We start from the raw sequence: 18428 nt of genomic DNA, 5'->3' as shown, positions 1-18428 counted from the left end.
ATGTCACCGTCGTCGTCCTCGGATGTCCGTATCCGGGTGCTCGGCGAGGTCGCCATCGAGGGCGCGTCGGGCGAGATCGGACGGCCGGGGCGACGGCTGCGCACCCTCCTGGCCCTGATCGCCGCGGCGTGCCGGGGCACCGTGGCGGTGCCGGCGCTGATCGACGAGATCTGGGCCGAGGACCTCCCGGAGCGGCCCGACGGCGCGCTGCAGGTGCTGGTCAGCCGGCTCCGGCGCGAGGCCCCGGACGAGGGGACGCGGCTGCCGATCGTCCCGATCGGCGAGACCTACCGGCTCGACCTGCCGCGCGACGCCGTCGACCTCCACCGCTTCCACGACGACGCCGCCGCCGCCCTCGCCGCCGACGCCTCGCGCGACACCGTGCTCGAGCGCGGCGGACGGGCGCTGGCGACCTGGCGCGGCGAGCCCTTCGCCGGGACGCCGGTGGGCCAGCGCCTCGAGGTCGAGCGCGTGCGCGCCGTCGACCGGCGCCTGCGTCTCGTCGAGCGGATGGGCGCCACCCTGCTCGACCTCGACCGTCCCGCCGAGGCCGTCGAGCTCGTCGTCGCCGACCTCACCGCCGACCGCTCGCGCGAGCGCCTCGCCGTCATCGCCGCGTCCGGCCTGCATCGCCAGGGCCGCACGAGCGAGGCCCTCGAGATCCTCACCGCCACGCGCCGCGTGCTGCACGACCACTACGCCGTCGAGCCGGGCGCCGAGATCGAGGACCTCACCCTCCGGCTGCTCGCCCCCACCCCCACTCGCCAGCCGCGACCTACCCTGGTCGGCCGGGAGGAGGAGCTCGCCGCGGTCCGGGCGCTGCTCGAGGCCCCCGAGGCGGGCGCGATCCGCCTGATCACCGGCGAGGCCGGCATCGGCAAGACCGCGCTGCTGCGCGCCGCCCGCCGCGAGGCGTGGATGCGCGGGGCGGCCGTCGGCGGCGGCTCGTGCGACGTCGACGCGCCACCGTGGACGGCGTGGGCCGAGGCGCTCGCCGACCTCGGCGTCCCCCCGGTCGCCCCGGGGGAGCCCGCCCCGGGTCGCGCGCTGCTCGACCGGCTCACCGCCCGGCCCGGTCCGGTGCTGCTGACCCTCGACGACCTCCACCTGGCCGACTCCGCGACGCTCGCCGCCCTGCGCGGCCTCGCCCGCCTCGGCCTGCCCGCCGGGGTGGCGCTGCTCGTCGCCGCCCGCGAGCCCGACGCGCAGGCCCACCCGATCTGGGGCGGGACCCACGCCGACCTGGCGCTGCTCGACGGCGTCAGCGACGTGCGCCTCAGCGAGCTCGACTCCGCAGCGGTGCGCCGGCTGGTCGTCCGGCACCTTCCGGGGCTCGCGCCCGACGGCGCCGCGCGCGTCGCCGAGGCGCTCTTCGAGCGCACGCGGGGGCACGCCCTGCACGTCTCCGCGGTGATCGAGTCGCTCTCCGGCCTCGACGCCCCGGACGGGGAGAAGGCGGTCGACGAGCTCGCCACCGTCATCCCCGCGCGCCTGCGGCCCCTGCTCGACCACCAGCTCGCCGGCCTGGAGCCCGAGGCCCGCGACGCCCTCGAGGGCCTGGCCGTGCTCGCCCCGCTCTCGCTCGCCGACCTGGGCGCCCTGCTCGACGTCGCTCCACGGGCGCTGTCGAAGCAGCTCCGCAGCGCCGTCGACCGGGGTCTGCTCGCCGCCACGGGCGACGGCTTCGCCTTCCGGCACGCCCTGACCCGCGACGCCGTGCTCGACGCCGTCCCGCCGGCGAGCGCGCAGGCGCTGCACCACGCCCGCTACCGGGTCCTCGTCACGGAGAGCCGGCCGGAACCGTTCACCCTGCTGCGCCACGCCGTCGGCGCCGGCCCGCTCCTCCCGACCCTCGAGCTCGGCGACGCCCGGCTCGGGGCCGGTATCGCGGCGTACCGCCAGGGCGCGATGGAGGAAGCCCTCGTCCAGCTCGACGCGGTGCTCGACTCGTCGCGTCCCAGCTCGGTCTCGCTGCACCGCGGTCTCGTGCTCGAGGCGCTCGGCCGTCACGACGAGGCTGACGAGGTGCTCGACGAGGTCGTCGAGCACGCCGCACTGGGCGCCGAGCAGGGCCTTGCCGCGGCGGACACACGCGAGGTCGACGACGCGGTGGTCGCCGCCGTCGGGCACGACGCCATGGGCATCAGCGTCGCCGGGCGCCCCCGACGCGCCCGGCGACTGCGGCGCGCCCGGGCGCTGCCGCTGTCGAAGCGGCAGCGCGCCGAGGTGCTGCGCAGCCTGATCCTGGAGGAGGAGCAGCTCCACGGGGACGTCGACGACCCCACGGCGCTGCCCGAGCTGCTGGAGCTCGCCGCGACGGGATTCGGCGACCCGGGCCTGCTCGCCGGCGTCCGCGTCCTGGAGGCCAACCACCTCGTCGACGCGCCCGTCCCCGCCGCCCAGCGGCTCGCGGTCTGCGAGCAGGCCGCCGCGCTCGCCGACGCCGAGGGCGTGGACGCGCTGTGGTTCGAGGCCGAGGAGCTGCGCATCGCCGCGCTGCTGGCCACCGGCCGGCAGGACGCGGCCGTCGCGGCGCGCCGCGCCCTCGAGCCGCTCGCCGTCGACCGTCACCGGCCGCGCACCATGTGGATGGTCTCGCTGCTCGACGCCGGCCTCACCCTGGCCCGCGGCGACACCGACGAGGCCGACGCCGCCGCGCTCGCCGCCCTGCACCGCGGCCAGGAGCTCGGGCTCCCCGACGCCGTCGGCGCCTACGGGGTGCACCTGCTGGTGCGCCACCTGCTGGGGCGCACCCTGCCCTCGCTCCAGGGCCTGCCCGCCGGCGCGGCCGCCATGTACCCGCTGGTCGCGGCGTGGTCGGCCGCCGCCGCGGTGGACGCCGCGGTCGCCGAGGACCTCGACACCGCCGCCGGCCACCTCGCCGACTGGCACCGCAAGCGCGAGGGGCGCGAGGGCCGGCTCTTCGACCGGCCCGGCCTCTGCCTGGCCGCCTGCGCGGCGTTCGCGCTGGGCGACGTCCCGACCGCCGAGGTCGTCCGCCGCGACCTGCCCCCGGACCCCGGTGCGGTGGTCGTCGTGGGCATCGGCTCGGCCACCTTCGGGCCGCTCGCGCTCTACCAGGGCCTCGCCGCCGCCGTGCTCGGCGACCGGACGGAGGCCCGCAAGCTCCTGGGCCAGGCCGCGACCGTCGCCGACGGCCTCGGCTGGGCGCCCTGGGCGGAGGCCGCCCGGGGCTTCGTCCGCTACGTCAAGCCGGGGCACGGGCGCCCGGCGGGGGGTCTCCCCATCCCGCCGGACGCCCGCCCGCTCGGACTGCTCCCGCCGCCCTGACGTACCCCCCTCGTCAGGCCGGGACGGGTCGCAGCCCGTGGCCCCGGGCCCTGTCCGGCGGCGCGAGGCGATCGACATCGCGTCGCTCCCTCCTGCCACCGGCCAGCGGCCCGTGACGCAGAGCAGACACGGTTCCGCTTTCACCGACCTTTCGGCGTGAAGGCGGCGTGACCTCCGGCGCTGCCCTGAACGGACTAGCGACCGTGATCAGCGGCTCCCGCTGACGCCGACTCGAGCGCGGTGGAAGTACGACGCGCGAGCCCCAGCTGGGTGAACGTCCGGTCGGTGCACCGCTGATCGTTGCCCTCCGAAACGTTACGCACAGGCGGTGCGATCCAGACCACACAGAGCTGGATGGGTGAACGCGCGTCATCAAACAGCGCGTGTCGTTGCGACACGCCGAGGAACGGCCGCAGGGCGTGTGTAACGACCTGGGCGAGGTCACGCGATAGCGGCACAAGAACGCGGTCCGGCTCACACAGAGCCGACGCCGCGAGGTCAGAGGGGCGGATGGTCGTTCACCATCCGTGACATCCGGGGGGATCGCAGTGAGCAGTGGCCTCGAGTTGACGGAATCGATTGAGAGCTCGGTGCCGCGTCCTCGCGCCGCCGCCGACTCCACCTCGACCGTCACTGCCCGACCGAGTTCGCGTCGCTGGCAGCGCCGGCTCCTCCAGATCACGGTCGCGACCGACCTGACGGTCATCGCCATCGTCTCGGCCCTCGCCACGGTGATCGGCGACTGGGGCCTCGGGCCCTCTACGCAGTTCAACGCCGTCGCGGCGGCCCTCGTACTCGGTGGGCTGGTGGCCTTCCGGGCCTGGGACCGCGGGGTCCTCGGTCAGGGCGCCGACGAGTTCAACCGCGTTCTCCGCGGCACTGCCGTGGCGGCCGTCGTCCTGGCCCTCGCCGGGATGGCCCTCAAGGTCGAGCAGGTCCGCCCCTGGATCTTCGGGGTCATCCCCGCCACGGGCGCCGGCCTGCTGCTCGGCCGCTACGCCGTACGCCGTGTCCTGCACCGCGCCCGCCGCGACGCCCGCTGCATGTCCTCGGTGCTCGTCGTCGGCTCCGAGGCCGCGATCGCCGACCTCGTCGCCCGCACCCGCCGCGTGCCGCACCACGGCTGGACCGTCACGGCGGCCTGCACCTCCACCGGCGCCGGCGAGATCGCCGGTGTCCCGGTGGTTGGTGACCTCGACGACGTCGCCCGCCACGTGCACGAGCTCGGCATTGAGGTCGTCGCCGTCGCCCCGACGCCCGGGTGGACCCCGAAGCGCCTGCACAGCCTCGCCTGGGACCTCGAGGGCGCCGGCGTCGAGCTGGTGGTCGACCCGGGCCTCATGGAGATCACCGGCCCCCGGCTGCACGTCGCCCCGGTCGACGGCCTGCCGCTGCTGCGCCTCACCGAGCCCCGCTGGGGCGGCCCGGCCCGTATGGCCAAGAACCTCTTCGACCGCGCCGCCGCCGCGACCCTGGTCCTGATCCTCGCGCCGGTGTTCCTCGCCATCGCGGTCCTCATCCGCCAGGACGGCGGCCCGGTGTTCTACCGTCAGGAGCGCGTCGGCCGCGCAGGCCAGACCTTCCGGATGATCAAGTTCCGCTCGATGGTCGTCACCGCCGACCAGCAGGTCGCCCAGCTCGCCGCCGCCAACGAGGGCGCCGGCCCGCTGTTCAAGATGAAGCGCGACCCGCGCATCACCCGCATCGGCGGGGTGCTGCGCCGCTTCTCGATCGACGAGCTCCCACAGCTGTTCAACGTCATCGGCGGCTCGATGTCGCTGGTCGGCCCCCGCCCCGCCCTGCAGCGCGAGGTGGCCACCTACACCGAGGACGCGCTGCGCAAGCTCTGCGTCCGCCCGGGCCTCACCGGCCTCTGGCAGGTCAGCGGACGCTCGGACCTCACCTGGGAAGAGTCGGTCCGGCTGGACCTCCGCTACGTCGAGAACTGGTCCGCCGCCCTCGACATCTCGATCCTCTGGAAGACGGTCGGCGCGGTCTTCCGCGGCCGCGGCGCCTACTAGGCGCCCTTCTCAGCTCGTCGCACCTCCTTCCGCTAGCACCCCCTTGCCACTTACAGGAGAAACGACCATGACGAAGGCCCTCCGCATCCTGATCCTCGGCCTCAACTACGCACCGGAGCCGACCGGCATCGCGCCCTACACGACGGGCATGGCGCACTTCCTGGCCGAGGCCGGCCACGACGTCCACGTCATCACCGGGCTGCCGCACTACCCGCACTGGGAGATCGCCCCCGGCTACCGCGGTCGTCGCATCCACGAGGAGGACGGCAAGGTCCGCATCACCCGGGTCTCGCACCCGGTTCCCGGGGTCCCGACCGGCAAGAGCCGCATCAAGATGGAGGCGGTCTTCGCGCTGCAGGCCGCGGCCGTGGCCGGCCCCCGCCCCGACGTCGTCCTCGCCGTCAGCCCCGCCCTTCTCACCGTTGCGGCCGCCCTGCGGTGGCGCACCCCGGGCCGCACCGCGATCGGCGTCATCACTCAGGACCTCTACAGCCGGGCGATCGCCGAGACCGGCGCTCTCGGCGGCAGGGGCGCCAAGGCCGCGGAGCGCCTCGAGCGTGCGCTGCTCCGCCGGGCCGACGGTGTCATCGCGATCCACGAGAGCTTCCGCCACTCGCTGGTGAACCTGGGCATCGACGACGAGCGCATCACCACGATCCGCAACTGGACCCACATCAAGGGCGTCGTCGGCGACACCCAGAAGCTCCGCAACCGGCTCGGATGGCGCGACGACGAGATCATCGCCCTCCACGCCGGCAACATGGGCGCCAAGCAGGGCCTGGAGAACGTCGTCGAGGCCGCTCGCGCCGCCGACCGCGACGGCCTCCCGATGCGGTTCGTCCTGCTGGGCGCCGGCAACCAGCGTGCCTACCTCGAGGAGCTCGGCGCCGGCATCGAGCGCCTCCAGTTCATCGACCCGCTGCCCGGCGACGAGTTCCAGACGGCCATGGCCGCTGCGGACGTGCTGCTGCTCAACGAGCGGCCCGAGGTCGCCGAGATGTGCGTCCCGAGCAAGCTCACCTCCTACTTCGCCTCGGGCCGGCCGGTCGTCGCGGCGACCAGCTCGAAGAGCGCGGCCACCAGCGAGGTCACCGCCTCGGGCGGCGGCCGGCTCGTGGCACCGGGTCAGCCCGAGGCCCTTCTCCAGGTCGTCATGGAGGTCGGCGCCGACAAGGAGGAGGCGCTGGCCATGGGTCTGCGCGGCCAGCTGTTCGCTCGCGACGCCCTCGCCGAGGGTGCCGCCCGTACGGCTTACGTCACCTGGGTCGAGCAGCTCGCTGGCGCGCGCCGCGCCGCGGTGCTTCCGCTGGGCGTTCCGGCCACGGACGCTGTCGTGGTTCCCGCTCCTCGTCGTGCGGTCGCCGCTCGTTCGCGTCGCCTTGGCGCGAAGACCGTTTGAGATCGCCGACTTGGGCTGATTGCGCCAAAATGGTTAGGCTGTTCGGGGCCTTCACATGAGCCGAACGCGCCACTAGTTTCGTCCCCTCGCTGCCGTTGAAGGGACGGTCGTTACAGTGCTCGCGTCGACTCGGGGGGACGATGATTAGAGAGCATGGACGATCATGAGCATCCGCTGGAAACTGGAGATCCTTCGGATGCGGATAATGAAGGTTGGCAGGCTCGCTACGCGACCAGCCTACTGGAGCGACCTCCGGAGGGGCGTCTTCCCAGGGCTGGAGCACCTGCAAGTTCCTTTCCTGAGCCATTACGACTACGTCGTCGATGCCGGAGCGTCCAGAGGGCAGTTCGCGTCGTTCGCGAAGAACCAGTGGCCACATTCCCGCTTGTTCTGCTTCGAGCCGCAGCCCAAATGTGCAGCGACTGCAAGAGCGGTCGTCGGTGGCCGGGGTGAGGTACACGAAGTCGCCCTCAGTAACGAGGAGGGCATCGAGGAATTCATTGTTTCCGGCCGCGAGGATTCGTCCTCACTCCTTCCGGTGGGCGAGCTGGCTGAGCAGGTTGCGAACGCCGGCGAAGTCGGCCGTTTCTCGGTGCCCGTACATCGTCTTGACCGGCACACCGCCGAGTTCGGTGCGGGGACCGGTCTGCTGAAGATCGATGTCCAGGGGCTGGAGTTGGAGGTACTGAAAGGGCTCGGCGAGCAAATTCGAGGCTTCGCGGACATCTACCTCGAGTGCTCCTTCAGGCATCTCTACGAAGGCCAAGCGCTGGGCACCGAGATCATTGCCTATCTCTCGTCCCGTGGGTTCCAGTTGATCGCGATCGAAAATCCTGCTCGTGGAGAGTCGCACGAGATCCTCCAGGCCGATCTGCTCTTTCGGCGAGGCGACCAACGTGGCGACGATTCTGGGGCTTTCGCCGCTCGTCCGAGTGTCGTGCACGAAAAGATGTCTGAGTAGGGGGGCGCAGTGAAGCGGGCGTTGATCACGGGGATCACGGGGCAGGACGGGTCGTACCTGACCGAGTTGTTGATCTCGAAGGGCTATCAGGTGCACGGGATCATCCGTCGCTCCTCGACGTTCAACACCGGGCGGATCGATCACCTGTATCAGGATCCGCACGAGCGCGATCAGCGTCTGGTGCTGCACTACGGGGACCTGACCGACAGCTCGCGTCTGGTGACGTTGATCGAGAAGATCCGTCCCGACGAGGTGTATCACCTGGCGGCGCAGTCGCATGTGCGGGTGTCGTTCGATGAGCCGGAGTACACCGGCAACACCACCGGGGTGGGGACCACGAGGTTGCTCGAGGCGATCCGGATGGTCGGGGTCGACACGAGGTATTACCAGGCGTCGTCCTCGGAGATGTTCGGGGCGACCCCGCCGCCGCAGGACGAGGACACCCCGTTCTACCCGCGTAGCCCGTACGGGGCGGCGAAGGTCTACGGGTACTGGATGGCGCGGAACTACCGCGAGGCCCACGGGCTGTTCGCGGTCAACGGGATCCTGTTCAACCACGAGTCCCCGCGGCGGGGGGAGACGTTCGTGACCCGCAAGATCGCCCGCGCCGCCGCCCGCATCGCGGCGGGGATCGAGGAGAACGTGTATCTCGGCAACCTCGACGCGGTGCGGGACTGGGGGTATGCCGAGGAGTACGTCGAGGGCATGTGGCGGATGCTGCAGGCCGACCAGGCCACCGACTACGTGCTGGCCACCGGGACCGCGACCACGGTGCGGGAGTTCACCCGGTACTGCTTCGAGCGGGTCGGGCTCGACTGGGAGAAGCACGTCCGCTTCGACGAGACCTACCTGCGGCCGACCGAGGTCGACGCCCTGATCGGGGATGCGTCCAAGGCCCAGCGCGAGCTCGGCTGGAAGGCCCAGACCATGCCCGAACAACTCGCCCACCTCATGGTCGACGCCGAGACGACCGCCCTCGGCCGATGACTTCTCCATGGGCCGGCCTCAAGCGGAGCCGCACGGATGTCGGGATGGCCTTGATTTGCTGAGGTCGTTCACGGGATTTGCATCGAGCCGGATAGCCGCCACACTGCTTCAGGCCATTACCCTCGTGGTGATCGCCCGGGCACTAGCCCCGACCGAGTTCGCGGTGTTCTCCGCAACGCTTGGTGCGCTCCTACTCTTTCAGGCGTTCGCCGACCTTGGCTGCGGTACGGCCATTGCGCGGTTCCACAATGATAGCGGCCAAGTCTTAGCGATCTTGAGACTGGGGCGCGACGTTGCCGTCGCGTCCGCAGTGACCGCCTTTGTAGGGCTATTCATAGCGGCGAGACTGCTTGACTCGTTAATCCTTATCCAACTATTGCCTCTAGCGGTGTGGGTCGCCGCCGAGAGGCAGGTTGAGGTCAGGACCGTCTACCTTGTTTCTTGGAATCGCATCGTCCGGGGTAGCATCGCATTAGTCGGAAGACGAGCGCTTGTCCTAGTTGCGGTATTGGTGGCGGGTGTCGTCGAAGTTAACTCAGTGGAGGTATTCGCGATCTCGTCCGCGGCTTCATCGATTGCGGCGCTGATCTTTCTCGGCGCACGTATCGGAAGCTTTGCGGTGGGCGACGGGGTAGCCCATCAAAGTCGGGCAGAAGTACTACGTACAGTAATGCCGTTCTGGATGAACGGAATAGCTCAACAAGTGCGCCAACTAGACCTCGTGGTCCTAGGCGCAGCCGGGGGCCTGCAAGCAGCGACGTCCTTTGCGCCGGCTAGTCGTCTAGTTCCACCACTTCGAATCCTGCCCACGACGTATGCGCAACTCGTCCTCGCGAGATTGTCTCGGGAAGGTCGCCCGCTCGGTCGGCGAGATGTTCTCCCTGTCGTCATTCTGGCTGTCCCGTTCTACCTCCTACTGGCGGCTGCTGCCTATTTCTTGCTTCCAGTAGTTCTCGGCGCAGGCTACGGGAGCAGCTCTATGCCGACAGCCATTGCAATTGGTTCGTTAAGTCTCGCGGCAATCTCGTCGGTCTTGAATAGCGGAGTGCAGGTAATCACTCCAACACACGCGGCGTCCATTGCCTGGGTCGTGGCGTCGTTGCACCTTGCGTCGATCGGTCTACTTGGTTACTTGATTGGTGCCAACGGCGCAGCCTTGGCGGGTGCGATCGCGTTTCTAGTGCAGATTATTCTACTGCTACTCACTTTGAACAGTCCGAGGCTAACCGAAGTCCAGGCGGTCCATTAATGCAGACCACGTTCGTGAGCGTGTCCGCCCAGTTCGACAATCTGGGTGATCTGCTGATCCGACGCCGAACCCTTGAACTGGCGCGCCAAATCGGACCTGTCAAGGTTTTCGCGGGAGATGCAGATCCGGATTGGATCCAGAGCCTTGAGCTCAAGGCAAGTGAAATGATCCAGCGACAGTCAGCTTGGTTCCTGCGATGCGTCGCCACGCGTCGGCCGGTCCTCTTTTTCGCGCCCGGCGAATTCACATTGCCTTTGAGGCAGATGCCCCACGAGCTAATCACCTTGCTACTTACTGCGCTGGTGCGACTTCGTGGAGGTCAGGTAATCAGGGTCGCGCGCTCCGTCGCGAACGTTCATCCCCTAACCGGATTCGTGCACGCTCTTGCGTGCAGGATCTCCACCAGCACAACTTGGCGAGACCGAGAGTCCTGCGATCAGATGCAGGTCGGTCGGGTCGTCCCCGACATCGGATTAGCGGAGGCACCAGTTGAGAAGCATCGAGGACGGTGTAATCGGATAGTAGTCGCGATGCGCGGAGATCGGGAATATCCGCCTGAGCGGTGGTTCCAAGCCTTGAGCGACGTCACGAAGCGGTACGAACTCGAGCCGATTGTGGTCGTGCAGGTGGAGCGCGACGGAGACCGTGCTTCGATGATTGCAGATCGGCTGGCTGGAGGCGTTCTCGCGTGGGACCCGATCCGGACTCGCCATGAAAGGAACCTTCGCCAGACGTACCGGGAAGCCGATGTGGTGATCACTGACCGACTGCATGTATTTGTTCTCGCCGCCGTCGAAGGTGCCTTACCACTGTGCTTGACGAGCTATCGGCAGCGGAAGCTCGAGTCGGTATTGGGAGCCGTTAAGCTAGGACATCATGTAGCCGACCTAGGTGGGCTTGAAGTTTCTGGTCGAGCGCCGGAGGATTTTATCGCCGACCGTATTGACGAGCGAGAGCACTCTCTTCAAATCATCGCCGAAGCGGCCATCGAGTCTAGGCAGGCCGAGCGAGCGATTCTCGCGTTGTTCAGCAGAGATCGGGGCCGATCCTTGTGAGACAGCACAAGAGTCGCGGACTCCTAGTCCTCCAGCTTGTGATGCCAGCGTATCGCCGTGGGCTCCTGGAAGAACTACGTGATCTGGAACATTTGGTCCGCTTTCACGTTGGTGATCGATTCTTTCACGGGTCTCCGCGCTCGGATCCCGGCCTGTTAAAGAGCCCGCTTGTGACCTCCGTCGGTCGCAATCGATTCCTTTTCGGCGGGCGGCTTGCGTGGCAAGCGATCAAAGTTCGTTCAGTCATTGAGGCCGAAGTGGTCGTAGTTGAGCTGAACCCTAGAGTGCTCTCATCATGGCTGGTGATACTCCTTCGGCGGGCTCGTGGTCGCCCAACCGTGGGGTGGGGACATGCAACCTCCCGGGCTGGCGGGGACCCTGGATTTGTTCGTGCCTTCCTCGAGCGCGCATGTAATGGAATTATCGCGTACACGCCGGAAGACGCCGCCCTGTTCCGGACGCGGCTTCCCGGCCGTTGGATTCGCTCAGCGAATAATGCACTATATTCGGCCAACCTCCTCAGCTCCAGACGCGTAGGGGATGCTCGCGGGTTCCTAAGTATCGGACGGTTGACGAAGTCGAAGAAACCGCTCGTCGTGATTGAGTGTTTCGCGCGAGCGGCACCTAGCTTGCCTAAGGATTTCACTCTTCACCTCGTTGGAGACGGTGAGGAGAGGCCAGCCGCGGAAGCCCTATCGCGCCAACTAGGGATAGATGGCCGAGTGGTCTTCCATGGCGAAGTCAACGACCCAGAGCTTCTTCGTCCTATTTTCCACTCCGTTCGAGCCCTAATTGCGACGGGCTACATAGGGCTTAATGCAATTCAGGCACTTGGTTTCGGGGTTCCTGTCATCTATCCTTACGATGAACCCCACGCCCCTGAAGTGGTTCTACTCAATGATCTCAACAGTAGGGCTTACAGCTCCAAAGAAGCATTGAGCGAGCTACCCGCGATACTCGTCGATCTGGCAAGTTCCTCGCCGAGCGAAAAGTTCGGCGCCCCGGCCGAACTCTCTGCTCGCATTGCCGACGAACACTCGACGGAGCAGATGGCGTCGCCTTTCAGAGAGCTTGCGGCTGGCGCAAGTGAGATCGTTGCAAATAATGCTATTACGACTCCTGGCGTCGACCGATGATACTTTCAGGCGGACCATCACTTGCGTTCCCTGTCAGCACAGTTGTCCTCGGGCTGGGCGGATGGCTTTTGGTCACGCGACTTGAGGTCGGTCGGATTCTTAGCCCGATTTCTATCACCTTGCTGGTACTAGTCTCAATCTTCGGGATACGACCGCTCTACATGATCAACGATAGATCGTATCTTCTTTACGGTGTTAACATCGAGCCGGGGTTCCAGTATGCGGCCTTCGCCGGGTTCGTTGCCGTTGCGGTTCTGCTTATCTCGTTCCTGATAGCCGAACGTGTAGTGCTAACAAGTTCGGAGTCGTCACCAACGGCTGTACTACCAGGTGTTCGCCCGTCGGCTTCGACGATGAGATGGCCCAGCATGCCGGCGGTCGGGAGCATAGCGATACTCTGGACCCTATTGTGGGTCGCGCTTCAAGCGCTCATCGGCGGAGGCGCCGGTTACCTCGCGACTCTCTTCGCCGGACGTAATGAAGTGAACTCTGAAATCCAGACCAATGTACCGAATCTCGTGGGTGCGCTACCAATGGTTGGCGCAATCATGGTTTGTATCGTTCGGTTGAGAATAAGCTCAAGCAGGCCCCTAAAAGTATCCGAACGACTCTGGTTCTGGATGGCCGTCGCGTTGGCGCTCATACCGCCTCTGGCGCTCGGGACACGTCGATTTATTCTTCCGGTTCTTGTCGCGTTGCTCCTTTGCGTCTCTACCAACAAGTGGAAACGTGTACTGAGTCCGCGAATCTTTCTACCCGCAATTGTCGTAACGCTGCTACTAATGGTCACGCCTTTCGTGCGCAGCGAAGGGTCGCGAGGGGAATCAGACTCGCTTGTCGGAGCTGCTCTTGAGTACGTGGTCAACGAAGGGGTCGGGGAGCCGGTACGTCAGTTTTTCGTATCGTATGACACAGAGATGTTCAACTATGTCGCGCTATCGTCGATCGCCCGCCAATCGGGCTATCCTTATGGTTACGGAGAAGCGACTATAGGTGAGGCAGCCGTGGCAGCGTTGCCCGCGAACCTATCACCCGAGGACTTGTTCAGTGATCAGTTCCTGCAGGCGACTTATGGCGGGAGCTGTGGACAGCCCTATTGCCCGGTCCCCTCGATAGTGGGCCTATTGATGAATGATCTCGACCTTGTCGGGGTTGTTATTGGTATGACACTTCTCGGCGTCATCCTGGCCCAGCTCTCGCGGCCGAAGTTCAATCCTCCCTATCGTGTCGGTGTCCTAACTTTGACCTTATGGGCGGGCGTCCCGACCCTCATACGTGGCAATGGCGCGAAGCTGCTCCCAATCTATCTCGAGGTCGCAGTATTGGCTGGACTGAGTCTCGTAGCGCTGAGCCTCTTTGTCCGCCGTCAGAGGCTTTCAGCACCTTCCGCGTTTTACGACGATCCTGCTGGCTACGGAAAATTTGAGAGTGCGCAGCGAAACAGACTGATCGGGGCTGACGGAGTATGAGCGTCAACGATGTTGTTGTTGTTGTTCGTCGTAGATGGAAGGAGATCGGTGTCGTCTTCGGTATATGTCTACTGATCGGATTTGCATATACCTTCTCGATGACGCCCATCTACTTGTCGCAAACGACGATCTACATCACCTCGCAGGCTGATAATACGACGCAGGCATACCAAGGCGGACTTCTCTCTGAACAGAGGGTTCAGTCTTACAGTCAGCTTCTTGCCGGTGAGCGTGTCGGACAGGGCGTGGTTGAGCGGCTGGGATTGCCAGAGAACGCGTCCCAAATCGCGGCGAAGATGTCTGCTTCAACGCAGCCAGACAGTGTGATCCTCGTGCTGTCGGTACGGGACTCGGACCCTGCGAGGTCGGCCGCCATCGCTAATGCTGGAGCTGCTTCGTTTTCGGATCTTGTGGCTGAGCTCGAACAGCCGATCGGCCGTCCGGGCCCTCCGCAAGTGATCGCTCGCGTGGTGCAGCCCGCAGTCCCAGCGGCGGCCCCAATAGAGCCGAGGCCGGCGCTCTATCTCGGTCTGGCGGCCGTTCTCGGACTTATCCTTGGACTGGGCGTCGGGTTCTTGCGTGACCTCCTTGACACCTCGGTCCGGTCCACTGACACGGTGACGAATCTTACGATGGCACCGATCATCGGGGTGATGCCGAAAGACTCGTCGATCCAAGACGATGCGCTTACCGTTAGGAGGGGCACGCAGTCCACTCACGCTGAGGCAGCAAGGCAGATTAGGACGAATCTTCAATTTCTGTCGGTTGACAATCCGGCTAGGCGCGTGTTGGTTACCAGTTCTGTGCCGGCTGAGGGTAAGACGACCAGCGTCTGCAACCTGGCGCTCGCCATCTCGGCTAGTGGCTACTCTGTTTGTCTCGTGGAAGCCGATCTTCGCAGGCCGAAAGCTGGCTCGTACCTTGGTCTCACGAGCGACGTGGGATTGACGACGATTCTGGCGGGGCGAGCGGAGCTTAAGGACGTGTTGCAGTCAGCTGGCGATCGTCTGACATTCTTGGGCAGTGGCGCTGTCCCGCCGAACCCGAGCGAGCTCTTGTCCTCTGAGCGTATGCAGAATGTTCTAGACGAGTTGGGGGCGCAGTTCGACTACGTCTTGGTAGACGCACCGCCTCTTCTGCCCGTTTCGGATGCTGCCGCCCTGGCACCTGCCTGCGATGGTGTGATCTTGTTCTGCCGCCACGGATTGCTCAAAGCGCAGCAGTTGCGTGCCTCGGTGGCGATTCTTGCGAACGTGAGAGCCCGGCTGCTAGGAGCCGTACTTACCTTCGTCCCCAAAGCAGACGCGCGCGTCTATGGCCAGTATGACTCGTACTACTCTGACCCCAGCGCATCCTCGGCGGGCGCCCCTAGGCCAACGGCTAGATCTCAGGATACGCAGAGCGCCGCGCGGAGGCCGAGCCCCCACCGTCGAGCTGAAGTGTCGGACGGAGCTGACGCGCCGACCGTGGAATCACGGTTGGGCAGCTGATGGCATTGTTGCTGAGCCCGCTGCCACGCTCTCGGGCATGTCGATAATGGCAATCGGTCCAAACGCCGCGAAGAGCGATATGCTTGTCATCGGTCCCTTTCCGCCGCCGCGGCACGGAGCGGCGTTGGTGACGGATGCGGTCTCAACTGATCCGGATGTTGTCGAGGCTGCTAAGGTCAGGCGGATATCAACATCTGGTGGAAGTCTAGGCCGTTCATGGGCCTACCACGTACGTCGAGTCGTCACCAACCTGAGGGCTACGAGAGAAGTCTTGTCGCTGCCTTCGAGCGGTGTTGTTTACGTTTCGGTAGCAGGTGGCCTAGGGCTTTGGTATCAGGTGCTAGCCGTTGCTGTAGCTAGAGTCCGCGGCTGTCGCGTCATTCTCCACCATCACAGCTATCGCTACTTGTCTGGCAAGCGAACGCTGGCGATGAGCGCAATGACTCGGCTATTGCGCACGAAAGATCGGCAAGTGTTCTTGTCTCGAGATATGGAGACGCGCTTCGTCGCGCTATATGGCCGCGTCGGTTCGAGAGTAGTTGTGAGTAATGCTCTCGTGGTGCGAAGGGGTCGGCCTCGAGAAGACCGATCTTTGGCAAAGATGCGCCTTGTGCACGTTAGCAATCTCTCCGTTGAGAAGGGCACTCCGGTTGTGCTAGACGCGTACAAGATTCTCAGGAGTCGGAACGCAGAAGTCAGCCTCGATCTTGTTGGGCCAATTCGCTCGACTCAACTCGCTGATCGGGTCGCACGTCTGGCCGCCAGTGATTCTTCGGTGACGCACCACGGCCAGTGTAACACCGACGAGATCTACTCCGTCCTTGAACGTAGCGACTGTTTTCTCTTTCCTAGTAGCTACGCGAATGAGGCTGAGCCGCTCGTGGTGTTGGAAGCGCTCGCGAACGAACTCGCGGTCGTAGCAACTCGGGTAGGCTCCTTGGGTGAGATTCTTCCTTCTGAATGGTTGGTAGAGAGGCCGGATGCTTTCCTGATCGCAGAAACGGTCGAGCGCATTCTCTTTGGCGAGTCTAGTCATGTAAGACCGCTGTCGCGGCAGATATTCGAATCACTTCGAGCGGACGGACAGCTGGCGCAGTTGTTGGGTCTTTGATGTCGTGAGTCTCGCTCGGCGCGACGTAGGCGCTCTGGACGTCGCCGTGCTCATCCGAGGAGCACGTGAAGGCTTATGGCCAACCGTGGCTAGTTAAGGGTGCGTGGTCGGCGTAGGTGCTCTAGTTCCAAGAGCGCATGGTACTGCGTGCTAGCCCGTGCTGGTGATGCAGAGGTCGAGAGATGACCTCGCTTCGGACGTGTCAGTCAGCGAGTTCGCACGTACGGCCTGTAGTCGCGAGCGACTGGGTGCGGCGATCATTCGGACGGACGACCGAAAGGCGCCCACTGCTGGACTTGGTCGCTATTGACTGCAAAGAAGAGGCGTACCTGTTGCACGGTCGAGGTAGACAACAAGGTTGGTGCCCTCTGTACCGGTTCTGGTTCTAGGAACCGTGACGACATCAGCGGGTGACGGTGTCAACGAGGGTGCAGGAGCCGGACGGACTCAAGAGGGGCAATTGCGGTAGGTGCTGGTGGTGAGCAGCGAGCGCAAGGCGTCTGCTGGCTTAGTACGCGGTCGCAGTCTCCACGGGGCGGGCCGTAGGGCTGGCGGACATCGGCCGGAGCTCGGGCTCCTCCGACGTTGATACCTCCCCCCGGCATCTGTCCTAGCGCTGAAGCCGGGGAAGTCGATCACGGCGAAAGTCCTGGCTTGCCGCGTACGACCAAGATCAAGGCCTGACAACGCCGTACGAGCGCGATCGGTGGGACTTCAAGGAGGGATGCGCCCCCGTGGCAACTAGTCCGGGGCGCTACACAGGCATGAACGCGTGAGGGCGGCCCTGAAGACCGGACCGGCGGCCCCGGCGAATGGAGGGGCGTGCGGGTGATCTGTAACGACTCCGCATCCCCCAGCGACCCGTTGTCGACGGCTCGGTTGCCGTCGATCGATTCCGGGGGGACGGGCATGACCACCATCGACGCGGCCGACGCCACCTGTCGCGGCTGCGCGGCGCCGTGGCGACCCGGTGCGCGCTTCTGCCCGACCTGCGGCCACCAGGCCCCGCTCGGGCCGCCATCACCCCGACGGGGCGTCCCGCAGGCCGCCGTGCCCACGCAGGGATGGGCCGGACCGCCCGGACCTCCCGGGCGGCCGCCGGGTCCACCCGCCCCGCCGTGGCCGACACCGTTCCCGCCGGCCGGGCCGTCGCCGGCTCCCGGGCAGCGCCGTTCGAACCGCGGCCTGATCGTGGTGGCCTGCGTGCTCGCGCTCGTGGCCGTGGTCCTCGGCGCCTTCCTCGTCGTCGGCACGCCGTGGTCGGCCGGAGCCGGCACGACGACGGCCGCCGGTCCGGTGGCCGCGTCAGCTCCGACACCGGCCTCGCCGGCCCTGCCCGCGGACCCCGCGCAGGCGCTGGAGGTCCTGCGAGGCGCCGACGCCGCGGCGGCCGAGGCACTGGTCGGCTCGTGGGCGCCGCAGCTCTCGGCGAAGAAGCAGGGCCTGGTCGTCGACGGGGAGACCTACGACGCGGCGACGATCCTCACCGACCACCAGCGCCTCCGCGGGCAGCAGCCCGACGCGATCCTCGTGTGGTCGGGGGACTACACCAGCTTCCGCAGCGGCGACTTCTGGATCACGCTGGTCAACCGCTCCTTCCCGTCCGCCGACGCCGCGAACGCCTGGTGCGAGAGCGCGGGATTCGGGCCGGACGACTGCTACGCCAAGCGCCTGTCGCACACAGGCGGCTACGCGTCCCACACCGCGTTGCGGACCGGGGAGGGCTCGGGCACGGGCCTGCGCGAGAGCGCCGTGCCCGGCGGAGCCACTCCGACCCTCGGCGCAGTCTGGGCGCCGAACCAGACCGGCTTCGGCGCGGTGCGTCCCCCCGAGGTCTACGCCGGCGGCGACCCGACCGGGATGGTCACCGACGTGACCTGGCAGTCGTGGGGCGGCCCCACGGCCATCGGCCGGGGCACGGGCAGCTGGATGCCCCCGGACGGCTACGTCTCCGACAGCGTGTCGCGGCCCGCGGTGGTCGTCGCCACCAACCTCGGGGACTGCCACGGGCGGCTCGCCTACCGCAGCGTCGGCTGGTACTTCCCGACCGAGGGCGAGACGTCCCTGCCGCCGGGCAACGGCTACGAGGACATCTGCGACGGGCCGTGACGGCCGCGTCGGAGCGACGCCTCATCGCGGCGGGGAGCCGGTGCTGACAACCTGTACGCGCTGCGCTGCACCGTCGCGCGCAGCCGACGCTTCTGCCGCGGTTGCCGGCTCGAGCGCTCTGCGTTGTCGACGGCCGTCGAGCAGGTGTTC

Annotated in this window: 11 protein-coding genes; all 11 read left to right on the top strand. The window is 66.5% G+C overall.

All coding sequences use genetic code 11. The features are described 5' to 3' along the window. Window positions 1-3291 carry an ATP-binding protein gene (locus PH189_RS26860; protein ID WP_274191925.1) on the top strand — a complete coding sequence of 1097 codons (3291 nt, stop codon included), beginning with the start codon at window positions 1-3 and terminating at the stop codon, window positions 3289-3291. 590 nt (window positions 3292-3881) lie between these two features. After that, window positions 3882-5312, top strand: coding sequence for a sugar transferase (locus PH189_RS26855; RefSeq protein WP_274191924.1), 1431 nt, complete (start codon window positions 3882-3884; stop codon window positions 5310-5312). Window positions 5313-5379: 67 nt separating this feature from the next. Next, a complete protein-coding gene (locus PH189_RS26850) occupies window positions 5380-6711 on the top strand; it encodes a glycosyltransferase family 4 protein (RefSeq protein WP_274191923.1) in 1332 nt (443 codons plus the stop codon). 163 nt (window positions 6712-6874) lie between these two features. Beyond that, on the top strand, window positions 6875-7672 hold the full coding sequence (locus PH189_RS26845) for an FkbM family methyltransferase (RefSeq protein ID WP_274191922.1): 798 nt from the start codon (window positions 6875-6877) through the stop codon (window positions 7670-7672). A gap of 9 nt (window positions 7673-7681) precedes the next feature. After that, complete coding sequence (gene gmd, locus PH189_RS26840) at window positions 7682-8659, top strand: GDP-mannose 4,6-dehydratase (protein WP_274191921.1); 978 nt, start codon at window positions 7682-7684, stop codon at window positions 8657-8659. A gap of 1248 nt (window positions 8660-9907) precedes the next feature. Further along, window positions 9908-10963 (top strand): polysaccharide pyruvyl transferase family protein, encoded by a 1056-nt coding sequence (locus PH189_RS26835; protein WP_274191920.1) that lies wholly within the window; start codon window positions 9908-9910, stop codon window positions 10961-10963. 41 nt (window positions 10964-11004) lie between these two features. Further along, the gene (locus PH189_RS26830) at window positions 11005-12099 is read left to right on the top strand and encodes a glycosyltransferase (protein ID WP_274191965.1); all 1095 of its coding nucleotides are present in this window, start codon (window positions 11005-11007) and stop codon (window positions 12097-12099) included. Between the two features lie 620 nt (window positions 12100-12719). After that, a complete protein-coding gene (locus tag PH189_RS26825; protein WP_274191919.1) occupies window positions 12720-13568 on the top strand; it encodes a hypothetical protein in 849 nt (282 codons plus the stop codon). Continuing rightward, window positions 13565-15058 (top strand): tyrosine-protein kinase domain-containing protein, encoded by a 1494-nt coding sequence (locus PH189_RS26820; RefSeq protein WP_274191918.1) that lies wholly within the window; start codon window positions 13565-13567, stop codon window positions 15056-15058. Before PH189_RS26825 ends, PH189_RS26820 begins: the two co-directional genes overlap by 4 nt. A gap of 601 nt (window positions 15059-15659) precedes the next feature. Then, on the top strand, window positions 15660-16169 hold the full coding sequence (locus tag PH189_RS26815; RefSeq protein ID WP_274191964.1) for a glycosyltransferase: 510 nt from the start codon (window positions 15660-15662) through the stop codon (window positions 16167-16169). Between the two features lie 909 nt (window positions 16170-17078). Next, window positions 17079-18278, top strand: a complete 1200-nt coding sequence (locus tag PH189_RS26810; RefSeq protein WP_274191917.1) for a hypothetical protein — start codon at window positions 17079-17081, stop codon at window positions 18276-18278. Window positions 18279-18428: the final 150 nt, after the last annotated feature.

This window comes from Actinomycetospora chibensis, from assembly GCF_028737215.1.
Taxonomy (GTDB): Bacteria; Actinomycetota; Actinomycetes; order Mycobacteriales; family Pseudonocardiaceae; genus Actinomycetospora; species Actinomycetospora chibensis.
The sequence above is the reverse complement of the archived record's forward strand: the minus strand, read 5'-3'. Positions and strand labels throughout refer to the sequence as shown.